Source organism: Alteromonas sp. ABD4_190, from assembly GCF_056160105.1.
Genome location: NZ_JBSWWN010000002.1, coordinates 1 through 18,274 on the forward strand (window position 1 = coordinate 1; position 18,274 = coordinate 18,274).

21 protein-coding genes are annotated in these 18,274 nt (G+C 44.2%); 9 read left to right on the forward strand and 12 right to left on the reverse strand.

Annotated elements, in window-relative coordinates; all coding sequences use genetic code 11:
• Window positions 1-92 precede the first annotated feature (92 nt).
• The 8 genes from ACXAFM_RS17600 (at window position 93) to ACXAFM_RS17635 (ending at window position 6,041) form a co-directional block, all read left to right on the forward strand.
• Window positions 93-785: a tRNA-uridine aminocarboxypropyltransferase gene (locus ACXAFM_RS17600; RefSeq protein WP_474835849.1), complete on the forward strand. Its 693-nt coding sequence runs from the start codon at window positions 93-95 to the stop codon at window positions 783-785.
• A 74-nt stretch (window positions 786-859) separates the two neighbouring features.
• On the forward strand, window positions 860-1,357 hold the full coding sequence (gene tpx / locus ACXAFM_RS17605; protein WP_474835581.1) for a thiol peroxidase: 498 nt from the start codon (window positions 860-862) through the stop codon (window positions 1,355-1,357).
• Window positions 1,358-1,478: 121 nt separating this feature from the next.
• Window positions 1,479-2,309, forward strand: a complete 831-nt coding sequence (locus tag ACXAFM_RS17610) for a sulfurtransferase (protein ID WP_474835582.1) — start codon at window positions 1,479-1,481, stop codon at window positions 2,307-2,309.
• A 124-nt stretch (window positions 2,310-2,433) separates the two neighbouring features.
• On the forward strand, window positions 2,434-3,159 hold the full coding sequence (cobB, locus tag ACXAFM_RS17615) for a Sir2 family NAD+-dependent deacetylase (RefSeq protein ID WP_474835583.1): 726 nt from the start codon (window positions 2,434-2,436) through the stop codon (window positions 3,157-3,159).
• A 12-nt stretch (window positions 3,160-3,171) separates the two neighbouring features.
• Window positions 3,172-3,798: a LysE family translocator gene (locus ACXAFM_RS17620; protein ID WP_474835584.1), complete on the forward strand. Its 627-nt coding sequence runs from the start codon at window positions 3,172-3,174 to the stop codon at window positions 3,796-3,798.
• 83 nt (window positions 3,799-3,881) lie between these two features.
• Entirely contained in the window at window positions 3,882-4,613 is a 732-nt protein-coding gene (locus ACXAFM_RS17625) for a YciC family protein (protein ID WP_334060432.1), read from the forward strand.
• Window positions 4,606-5,397 (forward strand): glucosaminidase domain-containing protein, encoded by a 792-nt coding sequence (locus ACXAFM_RS17630; protein WP_474835850.1) that lies wholly within the window; start codon window positions 4,606-4,608, stop codon window positions 5,395-5,397. Before ACXAFM_RS17625 ends, ACXAFM_RS17630 begins: the two co-directional genes overlap by 8 nt.
• Entirely contained in the window at window positions 5,394-6,041 is a 648-nt protein-coding gene (locus ACXAFM_RS17635) for a DUF2987 domain-containing protein (RefSeq protein WP_474835586.1), read from the forward strand. Before ACXAFM_RS17630 ends, ACXAFM_RS17635 begins: the two co-directional genes overlap by 4 nt.
• A gap of 23 nt (window positions 6,042-6,064) precedes the next feature.
• Here ACXAFM_RS17635 and ACXAFM_RS17640 read toward each other — a convergent pair whose 3' ends face one another.
• The 12 genes from ACXAFM_RS17640 to ccoN form a co-directional block, all read right to left on the reverse strand.
• Window positions 6,065-7,114, reverse strand: a complete 1,050-nt coding sequence (locus ACXAFM_RS17640; RefSeq protein WP_474835588.1) for a patatin-like phospholipase family protein — start codon at window positions 7,112-7,114, stop codon at window positions 6,065-6,067.
• Window positions 7,115-8,068 carry a tRNA 2-thiocytidine(32) synthetase TtcA gene (gene ttcA / locus ACXAFM_RS17645; protein WP_474825721.1) on the reverse strand — a complete coding sequence of 318 codons (954 nt, stop codon included), beginning with the start codon at window positions 8,066-8,068 and terminating at the stop codon, window positions 7,115-7,117.
• 229 nt (window positions 8,069-8,297) lie between these two features.
• A complete protein-coding gene (gene uspE, locus ACXAFM_RS17650; protein ID WP_474835590.1) occupies window positions 8,298-9,221 on the reverse strand; it encodes a universal stress protein UspE in 924 nt (307 codons plus the stop codon).
• Between the two features lie 277 nt (window positions 9,222-9,498).
• A complete protein-coding gene (gene fnr, locus ACXAFM_RS17655; protein ID WP_474825717.1) occupies window positions 9,499-10,239 on the reverse strand; it encodes a fumarate/nitrate reduction transcriptional regulator Fnr in 741 nt (246 codons plus the stop codon).
• Between the two features lie 45 nt (window positions 10,240-10,284).
• Window positions 10,285-10,944, reverse strand: a complete 660-nt coding sequence (locus tag ACXAFM_RS17660; protein ID WP_474835591.1) for a sulfite exporter TauE/SafE family protein — start codon at window positions 10,942-10,944, stop codon at window positions 10,285-10,287.
• A complete protein-coding gene (gene ccoS / locus ACXAFM_RS17665) occupies window positions 10,931-11,161 on the reverse strand; it encodes a cbb3-type cytochrome oxidase assembly protein CcoS (protein WP_474825713.1) in 231 nt (76 codons plus the stop codon). The genes ACXAFM_RS17660 and ccoS overlap by 14 nt, the downstream gene beginning before the upstream one ends.
• Window position 11,162: 1 nt before the next feature.
• Window positions 11,163-13,613: a heavy metal translocating P-type ATPase gene (locus ACXAFM_RS17670; protein WP_474835592.1), complete on the reverse strand. Its 2,451-nt coding sequence runs from the start codon at window positions 13,611-13,613 to the stop codon at window positions 11,163-11,165.
• On the reverse strand, window positions 13,613-14,092 hold the full coding sequence (locus ACXAFM_RS17675; RefSeq protein ID WP_014998432.1) for a FixH family protein: 480 nt from the start codon (window positions 14,090-14,092) through the stop codon (window positions 13,613-13,615). The genes ACXAFM_RS17670 and ACXAFM_RS17675 overlap by 1 nt, the downstream gene beginning before the upstream one ends.
• A 216-nt stretch (window positions 14,093-14,308) precedes the next feature.
• On the reverse strand, window positions 14,309-15,262 hold the full coding sequence (gene ccoP, locus ACXAFM_RS17680; RefSeq protein ID WP_474835593.1) for a cytochrome-c oxidase, cbb3-type subunit III: 954 nt from the start codon (window positions 15,260-15,262) through the stop codon (window positions 14,309-14,311).
• A 16-nt stretch (window positions 15,263-15,278) separates the two neighbouring features.
• Window positions 15,279-15,440, reverse strand: a complete 162-nt coding sequence (locus ACXAFM_RS17685) for a cbb3-type cytochrome oxidase subunit 3 (protein ID WP_012518547.1) — start codon at window positions 15,438-15,440, stop codon at window positions 15,279-15,281.
• A 1-nt stretch (window position 15,441) separates the two neighbouring features.
• The gene (gene ccoO / locus ACXAFM_RS17690; protein WP_071951601.1) at window positions 15,442-16,047 is read right to left on the reverse strand and encodes a cytochrome-c oxidase, cbb3-type subunit II; all 606 of its coding nucleotides are present in this window, start codon (window positions 16,045-16,047) and stop codon (window positions 15,442-15,444) included.
• A 15-nt stretch (window positions 16,048-16,062) separates the two neighbouring features.
• Window positions 16,063-17,496 carry a cytochrome-c oxidase, cbb3-type subunit I gene (gene ccoN, locus ACXAFM_RS17695; RefSeq protein ID WP_014949589.1) on the reverse strand — a complete coding sequence of 478 codons (1,434 nt, stop codon included), beginning with the start codon at window positions 17,494-17,496 and terminating at the stop codon, window positions 16,063-16,065.
• Window positions 17,497-17,725: 229 nt separating this feature from the next.
• Here ccoN and ACXAFM_RS17700 point away from each other — a divergent pair, with 229 nt between their 5' ends.
• A complete protein-coding gene (locus tag ACXAFM_RS17700) occupies window positions 17,726-18,205 on the forward strand; it encodes a hypothetical protein (RefSeq protein ID WP_474835595.1) in 480 nt (159 codons plus the stop codon).
• Window positions 18,206-18,274 lie beyond the last annotated feature (69 nt).

The following is an 18,274-nucleotide window of genomic DNA, read 5'->3' on the forward strand; positions in this document are numbered from 1 at the left end:
CAAAACTTTGTGATTCTCGCTCTTTTAGTGCGTTTGACTATGGTAAAATCCGTAAAAATCTTTGGCAAAGACGTCCTATCTTGAATTCTGTTATGTCACTTCGTTTAGACGAGCTATCTCGTGCTGAGCGTCCATTTCACGCACGTGGTAGCAAGGTGATTCGCTGTGATGCGTGTTTGCTTCCAACGCAAAACTGTATTTGTGAATTTAAGCCTGAAGCTGGCACAGACGTGGCGGTTTTGTTCTTAATGTACAAAGGCGAATACTATAAACCTACCAATACAGGCCGTTTGATAGCGGATGTGGTTAAAGACAACCACGCGTTTTTATGGAAACGAACGGAACCTGATGAAGCGTTACTGAAACTTCTAAGCGACGACAAATACTTTCCCATTGTGGTATTTCCACACGAATATGCTGCAGCTGAACGCTGTATTGACGCACCACCATTGAATACTGGTAAAACGTTACTATTTATTTTCTTGGATGGAACCTGGCGTGAAGCAAAGAAGATGTTTGTAAAAAGTCCTTATTTGCATCATTTCCCTGTGCTGGGCGTTAGCATGGAAGTGGCTTCAGACTATCTATTAAGAGAGTCTACCCATGATTTCCAACATTGCACCGCAGAAGTAGGTATTAGCGTTTTGGCACTAGCTGAGCAGCAGCAAGGGGCACAAACGTTAGCGCACTATTTTAGCGTGTTTAGGCGGGAATACTTAAAAGGTAAGCCCCATTTACAGCATAAGCTCGCGTTTGCAGAGTCGCAGGTTAAAGATAACATCTAAAAAGTGTCACTTTTATTTGCGAAAGTATTGTTTTACATCCACTATTTTATATTAATGAAAAACGGAGAAAGCGAATGGCATCAGTTACTTTTCAAGGCAACACAGTTACAACTAAGGGCCAGTTACCAGAAGTAGGTACAGCGGCACCAGACTTTACCTTAGTAAAGGCGGATTTGGGCGAAGTAACGCTGTCAGAACTTGCAGGTAAAAACGTTGTATTGAATATCTTTCCTTCAATCGACACAGGAACTTGCGCAATGTCAGTGCGTAAATTTAACGAAGAAGCTGCAAAATTAGATAATACAACTGTTATTTGTGTGTCAGCCGACCTGCCGTTTGCTGCGGGCCGTTTCTGTGGCGCAGAAGGCATCGAAAATGTACTTACAGGTTCTACTTTCCGTTCAAGCTTTGGCGATGATTACGGTGTAACCTTCGAATCAGCACCGCTGACGGGTTTGTTATCGCGCTCGGTTGTTGTTATCGATACTGAAGGAAAAGTGGTTTATACAGAGCAAGTAGCAGAAACTACTGAAGAACCAAATTATGAGTCTGCTATTGCTTCATTAAGCTAAGAAGCTTACTTAAGTAATAAGTGAAGTAGTACATAGTTAATGTGAATCAATACCAACCGATTCGTTTTTATCGCGGTATTACAAGGCGCTCACTCATGTGAGCGCTTTCCAGGAGGATGTAATGGCATCAGTATTGCTGTCAGTCGGCGAGTTAGCCAATGCAATGCAACAAAAACCGGTTACGCTTGTAAGAGCGTTGATGGATGATCCTGTGTCAAAAACGCCGGATACACGAACGGCAATGGTATTGCCTGCTTCAGTGGATTTTGATCTAGATAGCGAAGGCAGCGATCACACTACAGGTTTACCGCACAGTATGCCCTCAGCTGATGACCTTGCTATTTATCTTGGCAATCAAGGTATCACAGCAAATACTCCCATAGCGGTTTACGACACCCGAGGTATGTATTCTGCGCCTAGAGTGTGGTGGATGCTAAAGGCACTAGGGCATAAAGATGTATATATATTAAATGGTGGCCAACCTGCGTGGGAGGGGGCTGGGCTTCCCATTTCAGAACAACAGCAGTATGGAAAATTAACCTACCAAGCAACGCCTCGACCTGGGTGGTTTGCAAACTCTAGTGCAGTGCTGCAGGCTATAAATACCGAAGCGCAACTGCTTGATGCGCGAAGTAGTCCGCGATTTAACGGCGAAGTTTCAGAGCCCCGTGAAGGCGTGCGCTCAGGGCATATGCCTGGCGCATTCAATGTTCCTTTCGATACACTAATAAAAGACGGCCATTTCTTACCTGTAGATGAACTTAACGCTGTTTTTGCACAAGCAAAAGTCGATTTGCGTAAACCTATTATCTGCACCTGCGGTTCAGGCGTTACCGCTTGTATCATTGGTGTTGCAGCTCTTATGTGTGGTGCTACGCAAGTTTCGGTATATGATGGTTCATGGTCTGAGTGGGGCGCTAATACCCAGTATCCGGTAGTCAAAGGCGTGTAAAAGCATAAAAGCCGTGAAATACTAAAATCATTTATGTGCGATGTATGCCTAAGCACGATATTACCGCGAGCTTCATAGGAAAACCGAATAACTCGCTTTATAGCAACAGAGTAAGTACAACCCAATGTCAGCTAATCAATCCTTACCCAATATTGTTATTCTCACCGGTGCGGGTATTTCCGCTGAATCTGGGCTAAAAACCTTTCGTGATAATGACGGCCTCTGGGAAAATCACAGCGTTGAAGAAGTCGCTACACCCGAAGCGTTCGAGCAAAACCCTAGCTTGGTTTATCGCTTTTATAATGCGCGCCGGGCACAGCTTCAACAGAATGATATTTTGCCCAACGCAGCGCACATGGCGCTCGCTAAACTCGAGAAAGCCTTCGGTCATAAGCTAACGTTGGTGACGCAAAACGTTGATGATTTACATGAGCGTGGTGGCAGCGAATCGGTTTATCATATGCATGGTAAGCTATTGTCTGCGCGCTGTGCTATTAGCCAGCAAACTTTTGATTGGCGTGAGAGTTTTGATCACACCACTAAATGTCCGTGCTGTAAAAGAGTAACCCTTCGACCGGATATTGTGTGGTTTGGCGAAATGCCTATGTATATGGAAGCAATTTACGAGGCGCTTTCACAGGCCGATGTATTTATAGCTATTGGTACATCGGGTAATGTGTATCCCGCTGCTGGCTTTGTTCAGATTGCTAAAGAAAATGGGGCACACACAATAGAAGCGAATTTAGAACCAGGTGTATCCAATGCCTTGTTCGACGAATCACTTACAGGTCCTGCCTCGCGCATAGTTCCGCAGTGGGTTGATGAATTGATTTCAAAATATGCGCTGTAGGAGGCGCAAAACATGCAGTATATGAATGAATTTCTTACCATTGCATTGGTACATCTTGTGGCTGTTGCCAGCCCAGGCCCTGACTTTGCGGTGGTGGTTCGAAACAGCGTGGCTTATGGCAGGCGTATCGCTATATACACTAGTATCGGTATTGGGCTAGCAATCTTATTGCATGTTGCTTACTCGCTAGTAGGGCTAAGTGTGGTAATTGCGACTACGCCCTGGCTATTTACCACTTTTAGCTACGCTGCCGCTGCCTATTTACTTTATCTTGCTTTCGGAGCGCTTAGAAGCGGCCCTGTTAAGCAGGAGCAACACGTAAATGCGGAAAAAAAGATGTCACAAATCTCGGCAAAACGTGCCGTTTGGATGGGTTTTCTGACAAACGGCCTTAACCCAAAAGCGACACTTTTTTTCCTCTCGTTATTTACTGCAATCATCAGCATTGATACGCCATTTAGCATAAAGCTTGGTTACGGTATCTACTTAGCGTTTGCCACGGGGTTATGGTTTTGTTTCCTTTCCTACCTTTTAAGTACCAGTAAAGTTGCTGAACTTATTGGCAAAAAGGGCTATTGGTTGGATAGGGCTATGGGCGTGCTTTTAGTCGGGTTAGCCGCTAAGTTGGTGTTGGGGTAATTTTTGTTTAATACACAAACAGGCAATTATTTTCGTGAATTGATATAATCGCGCCGATTTTTCTAAAAATATAAGAGAGTTGTGTGAAAGACGTAAACCCAGACCGCCTCAACAGTACGTTGTCCAAACAGTATCAATTCGATACTAAGGGTCTCTTGCGCCGTGCTGCCGGTTTAACCAAAGCTAATTTTTCATCATTACTGCAAGCTAGTCTGGTTCTATTTTTGACCTTTGTGGTGTTAGGGGTATTCGCGCAACAGTATATAACCATTAATGAAGACGGTAGCTATGTTTTCGAGCACCAGTCTATTATCGAGATTGTGGCAATCTGTATCGTTGCTCCGTTACTGACTGGTTTATATATGATGGGGGTTTTTGTAGCGCGTGGTGTAAAAACATCGGTATTTACAGTATTTCAGTTTTTCCCCTTAATATTTTTGGTAGCGTTAACCCAGCTAGTCAACAGTATCCTTGTGCAGTTAGGCATGATGCTGCTCATCATTCCAGGTGTGTACTTCTATTTAGCGTCTTCTTTTTCTCTAATGTTAGTGGCCGACAGAAAGTTAACGCCAATAAGCGCAATTATTCTTTCCTGCCGAGTATTTAATGCGTACTGGGCTCAAATAGCCAGTATTTTCGGCGTTCTCTTCTTATTGTTCGTGTCGGTACCGCTGACGTTCGGGGTTTCCCTAATTTGGGTGTTACCCTTTTATTTTAGTATGATGGGGTTGCTCTATCAGGAATTAATTGGCGAGCAAGGAGTAAGCACGGAAGCATCTGAAAACGATGTGAATGAGTCGAGCTTCGATGCATAAACGAGAAACCTTTAAAATTGTCCTTATAACGTTGGGTGTTCTGGCGGTTATCGTCATTAACGCCATTATTTTTACCGAGGACGAGCCTGATATTCTAGATATACCTCAAACGGTAATGGCGAAAAAGCCGGTGCCTGATTTCTCTGGTTATAGTGACGTAAAAGAGAAAAAAGAGGCGTTTTTTAATTATCTACGCCCCGAGGTAGAGAAACAAAACGCTTACCTGCTTACTCTAAGGCACTATATACAAACCCTTTACAGAAAGGCGTTAGCTAATGAGTCACTGTCTGAAGACGACATGACTAGGCTTGAGTGGCTTGAAGAGGAATATCGGGTAAAACCCACACAGCCTTTAAAGACTAAACTATTAGCCTTACTGCAGAAAATTGATGTTTTACCTGAAGAACTGGTACTTGTGCAGGCTGCGAATGAATCTGCATGGGGAACAAGCCGATTTGCAAGGAAGGGCTACAACTTCTTCGGTTTGTGGTGTTTTTCAAAAGGGTGCGGTTTCGTTCCGAGTCGTCGAAACGACGGCGCATCTCATGAAGTGGCCAAGTTTGACAACTTGTCTCGAGCTACGTACACCTATATGCGTAACCTCAACAGACACGATGCCTATGCTGACTTAAGAGAGATCCGCAGCCGACTGAGAGCTAACCAATTACCCATCACAGGTGTTGCACTAGCTGAAGGGCTGATGAACTATTCCGAGCGAGGAGCCGCTTATGTTGAAGAGCTTCAAACAATGATCCTATTTAACGAGGAGTTTTTATCCGAATGATACGCGCTGCATTATTTCTTGCTTCATCTCTGTTTGTCGGTTTTGCTAGTACATCCGTATCTGCTGAAACGATAGATGTAGAGTACAGCCGTTTCTACAGCCATGTTAAAAAGCTAGATAACGAAGATACCCAAGCGCTTCAGTTTGCCTTTGGTTTTGTTCGTGTAGGTGAAGGGCGTTTATGCGAGGTTAACGGTGCATCTATCGTTACCGACAAGAAAACAATGCCACTAGACGTTACTGATGAAGGACGTTTTACCGTACCCACTGAAAAAGCACTAAAACTGGCTAATGCACTGGTACGTATCGACTTAAACGAACGTGCGAACGTTTGTGATATGTCGGTGCAGCTTGAAACCAAGCCCGAGTACCTAAAACAGTATTACAAAAAAGAAGAACTCACTTTCTTATACGAACAGTATGAAGCCTTTTTCAATGAAATGGGGAGCTTTTTGTCTTTTATGATGCCATCGGTGAAGGGCTTGATGATTCAGTTCGAAGACAAAAATTTAGATTTCGTTACGCCGCAGGGCGTACAAATTAACAATGGCGTTCTGCATTTAGAACAAGAGTGGATCAACGAAGCGAAAGGCTTAACGCTACCACACGCGCCGCTGCGTGTTACAGCTATGGCCTCAAGTTAATCTATCTTTTGAACAATTAGGTATCAGGTTAGTAACTGATACCTAATTTGCTCTGCAATTCGCGCGATGGTCTCTTCGCCTTTTGCGCACAGTTCTTCTGCCCTATGAAACTCCATGATACCTACATCAGTAAGCTGAGGTTCTATTAGTATATCTGGCGGGTCGCCGGCTAAACGAGACCGAGTAACACGAGCTTGAAGTATTTCAAGTGAGCTGCTCATTACGCTCATAATTCCTGGCGGGTTGCGCTTATTCACCTTTGCAGGCACTTCTGTAAGTTCTTCTTCTACTTTTTCAATAACATCAGAAGCAATACCTTCTTCAGTTTTAACCTCGTCAGTGTCAGTTAAAACCTTGTCAGCGTCAGACAAAACTTCGTCTTTATCGTCATTTCTATCTAACGCTTTGTCTTCTTTACTATCAGGCGAAAACCATTGACGTAAGACATTTTGGCTTTTAGTAAAAAAGTCTTCGGTTTTACGTTGGTTTTCTTCGTGGTCTTGCCTTAACTTTTCCAACCTAAGCGGACGAAAGTCTGCGTTGAGATTAACCGCAATAACAAAGTCTGCGCCTAACTGTCGACACAAGTTAACCGGTACAGGGTTAACAACCGCACCATCTACCAGCCAGCGATCACCATGTGCCACGGGCGCAAAGAGCGCTGGAATAGCGCACGATGCTTGAATAGTGTCACCGATAGGACCTGAATTAAATACCACTTCACGGCCGGTATAGAGGTCAGTTGCCACCGTCGCAAAGGGCTTCAGCATTTCTTCATAGGAGGAGACACAAAACTCGCTGGCAAGTTTGTCGAAAACCTTTTGACCGCTGGCAATACCGCCACGTCTTAATCCAACACCCATAAGAGCGAGTACCTGCCAGTCGCTAAGTGAACAGGCCCATTCTTTTAAACCTTCTAGCTTGCCACTTGCGTAGGCAGCACCAACATAAGCACCAATGGAGCAACCAGCAACAACGTCGATTTTAACGCCAAGTTTTTCCAAAGCTTCAATTATACCAATGTGTGTCCAGCCCCTTGCGGCACCGGCACCTAATGCAAGTCCAATCTTCATCTACTTTGGTTCCATAATATTTACTACTTCGATAGCGTTGTCTTCATCACTGGGATCTGCGCTATTTTCTGTAGCAAAAGAAGGTTCATCAAATCCTATATCACCATCAGCAACGGGGCCGTCTTGGGTGACGATAGATTTAAAATCATAAAGGTTACTGTCTACAAGATGTGAAGGGGCCACGTTTTGAAGCGCGCGGAACATTGATTCAATACGACCTGGGAAACGGCGGTTCCAGTCTTGAAGCATTGCTTTTATGTTCTGGCGCTGTAGATTTTCCTGTGAACCACAAAGGTTGCAAGGAATAATCGGGAACTCAGCAGCTTGAGAGTATTTTTCAATGTCTTTTTCTGTGCAGTAAGCCAAAGGACGAATTACTATATGTTCGCCGTTATCGCTAACCAGTTTTGGCGGCATAGATTTAAGCTTGCCCCCGTGAAACATATTTAGGAAAAACGTTTCAAGCATATCGTCGCGGTGGTGACCTAATGCAATTTTAGTGGCGCCTAATTCTTTCGCAGTGCGGTATAAAATACCACGACGCAAACGAGAGCAAAGCGAACAAGTCGTTTTTCCTTCAGGAATTTTGTCTTTAACAATAGAGTAGGTGTCTTCTTCTACAATCTTGTAGTCAACGCCAATGCTGTCTAAGTACTCGGGCAAAATATGTTCAGGAAAACCAGGTTGCTTCTGGTCAAGATTTACCGCAATAATATCAAAATGAATAGGCGCAATCTTCTTTAAAAACAATAAAATATCAAGCATGGTATAGCTGTCTTTACCGCCCGATAAACACACCATAACCTTGTCGTTGTTTTCAATCATACCGAAATCGCCAATGGCCTTACCCACGTTGCGACGAAGTCGTTTCTGAAGTTTGTTGAAGTTGTACTTTTGCTTACTTTGCGCGGCGTTTAACGTCGGCGCATCAGCACTGCTTGTGCCTAAACTCATAATTAACTAGCTTGGTTTGTGATAAAGGTGCCATTATACATTAAAGCGCCTTTTCGAGACTATGGCTGTGTTGTTAAATTTATCGAGAAGCGTTAAGTACTGATTTAAGCGTGTATGATTAACTCTCGGAATAAACCGCTAAATGCGCAGGTTTTTTTTAACGCCCATCGCCGATTCGCCATTTGTCGCCACCAAGTGTCTTGGTATTTAAGCGCAATTAAGTCGTTAACTACACGGTTATCGGTGATTCAAACCCATCTGGCTTAATCGCAAGTACGTCACAATTTAGTTCATCAATAACGTGCTCGGCAGTATTGCCAATAAGCGCCGCCGAAATACCAACCCGTCCCACGGTGCCTATTACAACTAACTCGGCATCGAGTGTTTTAGCCACTTGCGGGATAACTTTTTCAGGCAAGCCTTCTTTCACCACACATTTATTTTCTGGAATACCATATTTCAGCGCGTGACTACGCATTTCTTTCATATGATGATTTTTTACCGCATCGTGATACGTATCAGGGTCAAACTCTGGCACTTCAATGGCAATGTTAAGTGGAGTTGTAGGGTAGCTATTCACTAAATTAACGTTACCTTTCAACAAAGAAGCATAATCGTTAGCGATGATCGTAAGCTTGTCGTTTAACGCAGCATGCTCGTCATCTTCGCTGCCTACGTTTACTGCAGCTATAATTTCACCGCCTTCTGGCCAGTCGTGTTCTTTAACGAGCAGTACAGGGCGTGGGCACTTGCGCATTAGATGCCAGTCTGTAGGGGTAAAGATCACTGAGGCAAGGTCGTCATGTTTTTTAGTGGCTTTTACCACTAAGTCAATTTGGTTATTAAGGGCGTAATAAATAATCGACTCATAAGTACGGTTGTTCCACTCAACCACAATATCGGTCTCTGAAAAGCCTTGTTCTTTTAGCTGGGCAGATAACCATTTGGCGTGCTCTTTTGTAACGGCATCGCGCATTGATTCACGTTCGTCGGGGCTAAGCATGGTTGTCATATCGTAAGACAAATCATATACCACCATCATAGCGGTAACCGTGGCGCCGGTTTTTGACGCAAGTTCATAGGCACGGCTTAGGGCAGGCTGGTTGTCACGTTCCGCGTCCACCACGGCAAGAATTCGTTTACACTCAATCATAACGTCTCCTCAACTACAAAGCTTTGTATGGCTGTCGACATCGATATTGTTTCAAAACCGTTTACATTAACTATAAACGACATTTAGAAAAACGTGAGTTGTTTTCGATCAAGGATTAAATAATTCGTTGATAAAAAAAGGGCCAATTCGAATGTTACGGGAGCTTTAACGCACAATGGATGGATATCGTGTAACCCAGTGAGGGAATACAGTGAAACTTTAAAGGTTAAAACTAAAAAGCGCGCATGTAGCGCGCTAAAGATACCAGAAGAATAAATTAACCGTTACAGACTACGCTAGGGCCATTTAACGCCTCTAACTTGGTATTTAACCGATCAAAATCCAAAATAGAGATCAATTTACCGTCAACCTTGATAATGTTTTCCTTCTGAAAACGGCTCAGTAAACGGCTAATGGTTTCTATCGTTAAGCCTAAATAGTTTCCAATTTCGTTGCGCGTCATGGTTAAGTGGAATTCTCTATGGGAAAAGCCGCGTTCCTCAAAGCGCTGAGAAAGATGTGAGATAAAATATAATAAACGCTCTTCTGCAGTACGCTTGTTTAAAAGCATGATCATGTCGTGATCTTGTTTTATTTCAGCGCTCATGAAGCTCATGATCTGGTGGCGCAGCTTTGGAAATTGCACTGACATTTCGTCGAGAGTCTCGTAGGGAAGCTCACACACCATGGCTGTTTCTAGCGCAGAGGTGTAGCTTTGGTGTTTGTTCTCTCTTAATGCATCGAAACCGATAATGTCACCAGGAAAGTGGAAACCGGTAATCTGTTCTTCACCTTCGGTATTAGTCACAAATGATTTGAATGAACCGGTTCTCACTGCAAATAGAGAACGGAATTTATCACCAGTTTGAATCAGCGTGTCACCTTTATGAAGCGGCTTCTTGCGTTCAATAATATCGTCAAGAGATTCGATTTCTGTTTTGTTTAACGCCACCGGTAAACACAGGTGACTGAAACTACAGTTTTGACAGTGAATAGAAAATTGGCTTCCTTTGCTCATAATGCACGCTCTGTAAAAGAATACCCGACAATAATACACCCATTTTTAAACGATTGCGCTATGAATAAGATAAGCGGCATATATGGCCATTATTCCTGCAATAATTTGTCTAACATGGTTATGTTGAAAACATCGAACTATATACTGGCTACCAGCGCTTGCGGCGAGCAAGGTGGGTAATGTACCTAAACCGAAGAAGAACATAATAGCAGCGCCTTCTAGCGCATTCCCCGCCGCGAGAGACCAGGTAAGTGTGGAATACACCAACCCGCAAGGAAGCCAACCCCAAATAAAACCATAGGGAATAGCGCTAAAAGGGGTTTTAAAAGGTAAAAAACGCTTAGATAATGGCTGCAGTTTGGAAAATAAACCTTTTCCTGCGTTTTCCAACACCGTTAAACCCGTCCACCATTTGCCTAAATAACAGGCCAGCAACAACAGCATAAGGCCGCTTAGCAAGGATAGGGCATAGTTGGCAAGGGGCACGTAGTCGGCGGCTATTTTGCCAAGCGCCCCGGTTATTGCTCCGGCGATGGTGTAGCTCACTATACGTCCCATGTTATAGGCAAGGGTATAGGGTAGTGCTGAAGCGCCTTTAGGCGATACCATCCTTAGCGCAGCGACAATTCCACCGCACATTCCCACACAGTGAACTCCGCCGGCTAAGCCGATAAGAAAGGCAGAGAAGTAGTTAATCCCTTCCATTTGGCGCTTGGCTTTTGTCTACTTTATTGTCTTGAAGTTGCTTGCGTTGCTCAGCTAGCTTTTTTTCTTCTGGCGGAAGGTCATCGTCAAATAGAATACTGTACCCCTGACGGTCTAGATCCTCGAATTGATTAGTTTTCACCGCCCAAAAGAATATCACGATAGCGACAGCGACTATGATAATGGCGATTGGAATTAATACGTAAATAATACTCATGCTATTTGCTCAAAAGTCGCGTTGAGTTTGTGACTACAATAATACTGCTTAACGACATACCAACAACAGCCATCCACGGTGAAAGTAGGCCAGACACGGCGAAAGGCAGAATCAAAACGTTGTAACCTACCGACCATCCTATATTTTGTCTAATTTTTTGCTTCACTTGGTGAGCGGTTTTAATCAGTTCAGGTACAGAAAGTAGCTGATCGCCAAGTAATATGACATCAGCAGCAGTTTTAGCCACGTCTGTGGCATTACCCACTGCAATTGCCACATCTGCACTGGCGAGCACAGGTGCATCATTAATACCATCACCCATCATCATTACTTTCGCGCCAGATTGCTGCATAGCCTGTACAGCATCGTATTTCTGCTCTGGTGTGAGCCCACCTTTAGCTGTTGATATTGGCAAGGAAGCGGTAAGAGCGTCCACGTTTTGTTGTGTATCGCCACTTAATACTGCAAGGGTGTGACTTTTTGCCAGAATATTTAAGGTTTCTTGAGTATCCTCTCGCAACGTGTCGCTTACCTCAAACGCCGCCATAATACGGCCCTTCAAGGTGACAAACACATTGGCTGACGGATAATCCTTAAGAAGCTTTTGTTGTGATTCGTGGACACAAAATTGGGCAGAGCCCATTGAAAACAAGGTGTCGTTAATTTCACCGCTGATGCCGCCTCCTGGCGTCACGGTAAAATTAACCACATTGTGGATAGTTTGTCTGCTGGAGGCATTATCCGTACCATGGACGTTACTATCGCCAAGGGCTTTATTGGCGCTAAAGGCTTTAGCAATTGGGTGTTCAGAGCGAGATTCTAGCGCGCGGGCGATTGATAGCGCACTTTGGCTGTCTACGCCGTCAGCATACCAGGCGTTTGATATAGTGAACTTACCTTGTGTCAGCGTACCGGTTTTGTCGAGTGCGATAGTGTCAATGCCAGTGATTTGCTCAAGCGCATCGGCGCGTTTTAGTAAAATACCTTGTCGGTTTAACTTTGCCATAGCGCAGGTTAACGCTGATGGTGTAGCCAACCCTAATGCGCAAGGACAGGTTGCTACCAACACGGAAATGGTGATCCAAAACGCATCATCACTGCCGTTATAGGCCCAAAAGCCATAAGTTAAGGCAGAAACCAGCAAGACAGCTGTCACAAAATATCGAGAAAAGTTATCAGCTATTTGTGCCGCTTTAGGCTTATTCGCCATAGCACTTGCTTGCAGCCTTACAATTTGATTTACCAGTGCATTTTTGAGAGTTTGTGTCACTTTAATGGTAAGGCTGCCGTCTTGACACACAGTACCACCATATACGGTGCTACTGTTTGACTTGCGCACCGGGTTAAACTCACCGGTAAGCATAGATTCGTCAACCGCTGCGTTACCTTCGGTCACCACCCCATCAATGGGGATCGTTTCACCAGGCTTAACCAGCACCACATCGTCAATTTTTAACTGCTTTGCCAGACACTCGGTTAGGCTGCCATCTGGCAGTAATTTGGTGGCTGAAACGGGTACATACTGCATCATATTGGCAGAAATCTGTGCGGCGCGATGACGGCTACGATGTTCTAAAAAGCGGCTAAGTAATAGCAGGAAAATGAACATACAAATAGATTCAAAATACACATCGCCTTGCTCTAATACTGTAGAGCGAATTCCGGCTATGTAGGTACCGAATACGGCGAGCGTAACGGGCACATCCATATTAACCGTTCTGGCGCTTAGCGCTTTGGCGGCGCCCACATAAAAAGTGCTGCCTGAGTACAGTACTACAGGTGTAGTAAGCGTAAGGGCGACCCAGTAAAAATACTGTCGGGTTTCTAATTCAATAGCGCCAAACCAGTCAAAATACAGCCCCGTCATCAGCATCATCACCTGCATGGTCATAATGCCTGCAAGGCCAAGCTTCTTCAGAAAGGTCTTTTGTTCGCGTTTATAACTGGCTTCGTGTTCATCGGGGTGAAATGGCGACCCAATATAACCAATGCGTTTTAGTGTAGAAAGAATTTGGCTAAGCTTAATTTGAAACGGTGACCAAGTAACTAAAGCGCGACGCTCTTGAACATTTACAGCTACTTGCTTGATGCCTTCAACTTTTGATAATTGCTTTTCAATTAGCCATCCACACGCAGCGCACGTGATACCTTCAAGGGTTAATTGAATCTGCTTATCTTGCCCCTCATCAAAAACGAATTCTTCTTGAAGAGCAGGGTCGTCATACACTTTGAGTTTGTCGAGTGTCTCTAGAATGCCATCGTCAGATTTTTGCGCCGGTTCGGTTCTAAACTGGTAATAGTCTTCAAGACCATTGGTTACAATGGCTTCGGCCACGGCTAAACATCCAGGACAACACATGTCGCGTTGCTGCCCTAATATGACGGTAGTAAATTTTCCATCGTCGGAGCCCGCAATAGGCAAGCCGCAATGGTAACAGTCGTGCTCGGCCATTATGGATTGAATTTCATCTTGCCAGAGTGGGGCAGATAGATGGTATTTTGAATTTTCCAGCTATCATCAATAGGGGTTAGCGATACGCGCCATTTACCATCAAGATCTTCTTCGACAAAACCGCGATAAATACCCTTAGCATCGCGGCTTAATAAAACGCTGACATCACGCTCTTCAAGCGTTACGTGATAAAAGCTTAGTTTAACCGCATTACCTTCTTGTGGAATACCTGAATGAAACTCTAGCGCTATGCTGCCATCTTCAATGGTTAAATCGGTAGTGATATTCATGCGACGGGCTACGGCTTCTTTATCCAATCGCGCATTAATTGCTTTTCCTTCCTTGTAGTAGTCGTCCACCACTAGGCTATCTTCAGTACTAATAGCAAGCTTTAATAATACGCCGCCCATAATGAGCGTGATAATAGGAACGGCAATTAAAAACCAGGGCCAGAACTCTTTATACCAGGGTCTATTCATTGAAATCTTTTCTCGTGTTTACTTCGCTAACAACATATTTATTTTTACTGCCCCAACTACATGTTTAGCCGGGAAATAAGAATAAATATAATGTTTGCGAGACATACTAAATGTGAACAAAGATTGTTCGTACAGCACTCCCTATATCGCTGTATTTTCTCATAAAAAAAGCCCCGTAGTAACGAGGCTTTTTAAGATATTTAATGATTTAAATCATTAATCATTTGAAAGGCTGTAAACATACGCTGCAACAACGTGAATTTTGTCATCACCCAAGGTTTTCTTGAATGAAGGCATTACACCGTTACGACCGTAAGTAAGCGTTTCTGTTACCGCTCTGTGGCTGCCGCCGTATAGCCAGATATTGTCAGTAAGGTTTGGTGCACCAAGTGCTTGGTTACCTTTACCGTCCATACCGTGACAAGCCGCACACGCTGCGAAACGTGCTTTACCTGCTTCTGCAAGCTGAGGGTCCACATCGCGACCGCTTAAACTAAGTACGTAGTTAACCGCTTCTTCGATACCGTCTTCACCCATAGCATCTAGCCATGCTGGCATAGCTGCTTTACGACCAAGCGTAAGAGTTTCAACGATTTTCGCACCTGAACCACCGTACAACCAGTCGTTGTCCGTTAGGTTAGGGAAGCCGCCATTTTGACCACGAGCATCAGAACCGTGACACTGAGAGCAATTTTGTAGGAACAAACGCTGACCTACTTTGTTTGCTTCTGGGTCTTTAGCCAGTTCTTCAACAGGAACTTGTGCATACGCTTCGAAGATCGGGTCGAACTTCTCAGCAGCAAAATCAAGTTCACGGTCATATTCTACTAGATAGCCTTGCTCTTTTGCGTCAATACGCGCTTGAGCAGACTCTTCTAGCGACTGGATATTTTGGTTAGAACTCTTCCAACCCCAAATACCTTCATACGCACCTAGGCCAGGATAAAGCGCTAGGTATATAAAGCCCCAAACGATGGTCATGTAGAACATAATTGTCCACCAGCGAGGTAGTTGGTTATTTAACTCCTCAATACCATCAAATTCGTGACCCATTGACTCACCTTCAGCGACGCCAGTCTTGTTAGACAGGCACCAGCGAAGAAGGAAGTAGCAACCAATGATCAACCCTAGGGTTATCACGGAAATCCAAATTGTCCAAAACATACTCATGAGTTCGAGACTCCTGCTAATCTTCTTTTGATTTTTCTTTTTCTTCGTCTGCAAACGGTAAGTTTGCTGCTTCATCGAATTTCTTCTTGTTGCGGCCGCTAAACGCCCACCACACGACGCCGATGAAGCTTACAAAGACGATGACAGTAAAAATGCTGCCTACAATTCCCTGGTCCATATTATTTCAAATGTGTGCCAAGAGACTGTAGATAAGCAATAAGGGCCTGCATTTCCGTTTTACCCTGTACTGCCGCTTTCGCACCCGCAATATCTTCGTCGGTATACGGAACACCAAATCCACGGAATACTTCCATTTTTTCAGCTGTTAACTCGCCATTAAGCGTGTTTTCCGCAAGCCAAGGGAAACCTGGCATGTTCGACTCTGGTACTACGTTACGAGGATTAAGCAGGTGAACTCGGTGCCATTCGTCGCTGTAACGACCACCAACACGTGCTAGGTCAGGACCAGTACGCTTAGAACCCCAAAGGAAAGGGTGCTCCCATACTGACTCACCGGCAACGCTGTAGTGACCATAACGCTCTGTTTCTGCGCGGAATGGACGGATCATCTGGCTGTGACACCCTACACAACCTTCACGGATGTAGATGTCACGACCTTCAAGCTCAAGCGCTGTATATGGACGTAGGCCTGTTACTGGTTCCATTACTTGCTGTTGAAACATCAACGGCGTAATTTGAACCATGGCACCGAAGCTGATAGCGATAAGGATTAATACCGTTAACAGACCGACGTTCTTTTCAATTAACTCATGTGCGTTTTTCATTATTCGTCTCCTTTACTACGCTGGCTGAGTCGCTGGATCTGCAGCGATACTGCCTTTAGGTGCACGAACGGTTTTCCATGTGTTGTATGCCATAACAAGCATACCTGCTACCACGAAACAACCACCAATGAAACGAACCACATAGAAAGGCTTAGATGCTTCTAATGACTCAACAAAGCTATAGGTTAACGTACCGTCAGCATTTACTGCACGCCACATTAGACCCTGTAGTACACCAGACATCCACATTGCTACGATGTATAGAACAACACCGATAGTTGCGAACCAGAAGTGTACGTTAACTAGCTTGGTGCTATACATAGCGCGCTGACCGAATAGCACTGGAATTAAGTGGTAAATTGAACCAATTGAAACCATTGCAACCCAACCTAGAGCACCAGAGTGTACGTGACCAATTGTCCAGTCAGTGTAGTGTGATAGTGCATTAACGGTCTTGATTGCCATCATTGGGCCTTCGAAGGTAGACATACCGTAGAAAGACAATGAAACAATAAGGAAACGCAATACTGGGTCGGTGCGAAGTTTATGCCACGCGCCAGATAGCGTCATAATACCGTTAATCATACCACCCCAAGATGGAACGAATAGGATAATAGACATCACCATACCTAATGACTGAGTCCAGTCTGGTAGGGCAGTGTAGTGAAGGTGGTGAGGACCAGCCCAGATATACAGAGAGATAAGTGCCCAGAAGTGAACAATTGAAAGTCTGTATGAATAAACCGGGCGACCAGCTTGCTTAGGTACGAAGTAGTACATCATACCAAGGAAGCCCGCAGTTAGGAAAAAGCCTACCGCGTTATGGCCGTACCACCACTGCATCATAGCGTCTACTGCGCCTGCATACAGTGAATACGATTTAGTGAAAGATACCGGAATAGCCATGCTGTTACCAATATGGAGAATTGCAACAGTTAACATGAACGCGCCTAAGAACCAGTTTGCAACATAGATGTGCGAAACTTTACGGATTACTAGGGTTCCGAAGAAGTTAATGATATAAGCGACCCAAACCAGTGCCAAAAGGATATCAATTGGCCATTCTAGTTCAGCGTATTCTTTTGAGCTGGTTAAACCCATAGGCAGGGTAATAACAGCTAAAACGATAACGGCTTGCCAACCCCAAAAGGTAAATGCGGCAAGTTTGTCACTGAACAGTCTTACCTGGCAGGTACGCTGAACGATGTAGTACGACGTTGCAAATAGCGCACAGCCGCCGAAGGCAAAAATAACGGCGTTAGTGTGCAACGGACGCAAACGTGAGAATGTTAGCCATGGTGTGTCAAAGTTAAGCATAGGTGCAAATAACTGCGCGGCAATAAATACCCCTAGGCCCATACCAATGATACCCCAGACTATGGTCATGATGGTAAATTGCCTAACTACTTTATAATTGTAGTCAGGTTGTGCTTGGCTTATTTCACTCATTTTAATGAATCTTCCACTTCAAATGAACTATGGTCTCCAACTGCCGGAATAGTACGGTCGAGACGTGTATCAGCTAAGGAATAACGCTTCACACCGAGCTCGGAAAGAGTAATAATTATTGTCTCCAAGCCAGTTGGTACGCGGATGATAAGGTTTTTAATTACAAAAAGATACCATAAACTACCTAAGCTTGATCTCCGTCAATGAAGAAATACACAAAATTTAAGAAATGCTAAATAACGATAACAATAAACGATCAAAATTTTTACATTCCCAGCTTCCGCTAGTGGCCATTATCGTCGTAGCCGTATGCGTGTACCTTGCTCATAAATTCCAATCATCGGCATTAAAAGATACAAATGTAATTAATGGAATAGGAAATAGCTGCAACTTTGTCAATGAAACTTGCGAATTCTTAATTGATGACAAGTTGGCCATTGCCACTTTTTCAACCATGCCTGAAGCCGAAGAGTCAGTAACGGTTAAGCTCTTAGTTCCTGAGGGAGAGGAAATAGAAAGTGCATGGATTGAAGGGGTAAACATGTATATGGGCAAAATTCCCGTGCTGTTAGATAACGACGGGGAAGGTAAATGGTCAGGTTGGTTTATGTTAGGTAGCTGTAGTGAGCCAGTGATGAAATGGCAGTTGCGTCTAAATATTAAAGATATAGAAAGCCCCAGCTATTTGTATTTTGTTACGCAGCAGTAACTGTTTTCAAAGCAATAAGACTCTCCCTACAGAAGGGGGAGTAAACAAGCAAAAAAAGGCCGCTCTTTA

Excerpts from the sequence above, each read along its gene's own strand:
- ACXAFM_RS17600 (WP_474835849.1), top strand. The coding sequence starts at position 93 with ATGTCACTTCGTTTAGACGAGCTATCTCGTGCTGAGCGTCCATTTCAC.
- tpx (WP_474835581.1), top strand. The coding sequence starts at position 860 with ATGGCATCAGTTACTTTTCAAGGCAACACAGTTACAACTAAGGGCCAG.
- ACXAFM_RS17610 (WP_474835582.1), top strand. The coding sequence starts at position 1,479 with ATGGCATCAGTATTGCTGTCAGTCGGCGAGTTAGCCAATGCAATGCAA.
- cobB (WP_474835583.1), top strand. The coding sequence starts at position 2,434 with ATGTCAGCTAATCAATCCTTACCCAATATTGTTATTCTCACCGGTGCG.
- ACXAFM_RS17620 (WP_474835584.1), top strand. The coding sequence starts at position 3,172 with ATGCAGTATATGAATGAATTTCTTACCATTGCATTGGTACATCTTGTG.
- ACXAFM_RS17630 (WP_474835850.1), top strand. The coding sequence starts at position 4,606 with ATGCATAAACGAGAAACCTTTAAAATTGTCCTTATAACGTTGGGTGTT.
- ACXAFM_RS17635 (WP_474835586.1), top strand. The coding sequence starts at position 5,394 with ATGATACGCGCTGCATTATTTCTTGCTTCATCTCTGTTTGTCGGTTTT.
- ACXAFM_RS17640 (WP_474835588.1), bottom strand. The coding sequence starts at position 7,114 with ATGAAGATTGGACTTGCATTAGGTGCCGGTGCCGCAAGGGGCTGGACA.
- ttcA (WP_474825721.1), bottom strand. The coding sequence starts at position 8,068 with ATGAGTTTAGGCACAAGCAGTGCTGATGCGCCGACGTTAAACGCCGCG.
- uspE (WP_474835590.1), bottom strand. The coding sequence starts at position 9,221 with ATGATTGAGTGTAAACGAATTCTTGCCGTGGTGGACGCGGAACGTGAC.
- fnr (WP_474825717.1), bottom strand. The coding sequence starts at position 10,239 with ATGAGCAAAGGAAGCCAATTTTCTATTCACTGTCAAAACTGTAGTTTC.
- ACXAFM_RS17660 (WP_474835591.1), bottom strand. The coding sequence starts at position 10,944 with ATGGAAGGGATTAACTACTTCTCTGCCTTTCTTATCGGCTTAGCCGGC.
- ccoS (WP_474825713.1), bottom strand. The coding sequence starts at position 11,161 with ATGAGTATTATTTACGTATTAATTCCAATCGCCATTATCATAGTCGCT.
- ACXAFM_RS17670 (WP_474835592.1), bottom strand. The coding sequence starts at position 13,613 with ATGGCCGAGCACGACTGTTACCATTGCGGCTTGCCTATTGCGGGCTCC.
- ACXAFM_RS17675 (WP_014998432.1), bottom strand. The coding sequence starts at position 14,092 with ATGAATAGACCCTGGTATAAAGAGTTCTGGCCCTGGTTTTTAATTGCC.
- ccoP (WP_474835593.1), bottom strand. The coding sequence starts at position 15,262 with ATGAGTATGTTTTGGACAATTTGGATTTCCGTGATAACCCTAGGGTTG.
- ACXAFM_RS17685 (WP_012518547.1), bottom strand. The coding sequence starts at position 15,440 with ATGGACCAGGGAATTGTAGGCAGCATTTTTACTGTCATCGTCTTTGTA.
- ccoO (WP_071951601.1), bottom strand. The coding sequence starts at position 16,047 with ATGAAAAACGCACATGAGTTAATTGAAAAGAACGTCGGTCTGTTAACG.
- ccoN (WP_014949589.1), bottom strand. The coding sequence starts at position 17,496 with ATGAGTGAAATAAGCCAAGCACAACCTGACTACAATTATAAAGTAGTT.
- ACXAFM_RS17700 (WP_474835595.1), top strand. The coding sequence starts at position 17,726 with ATGCTAAATAACGATAACAATAAACGATCAAAATTTTTACATTCCCAG.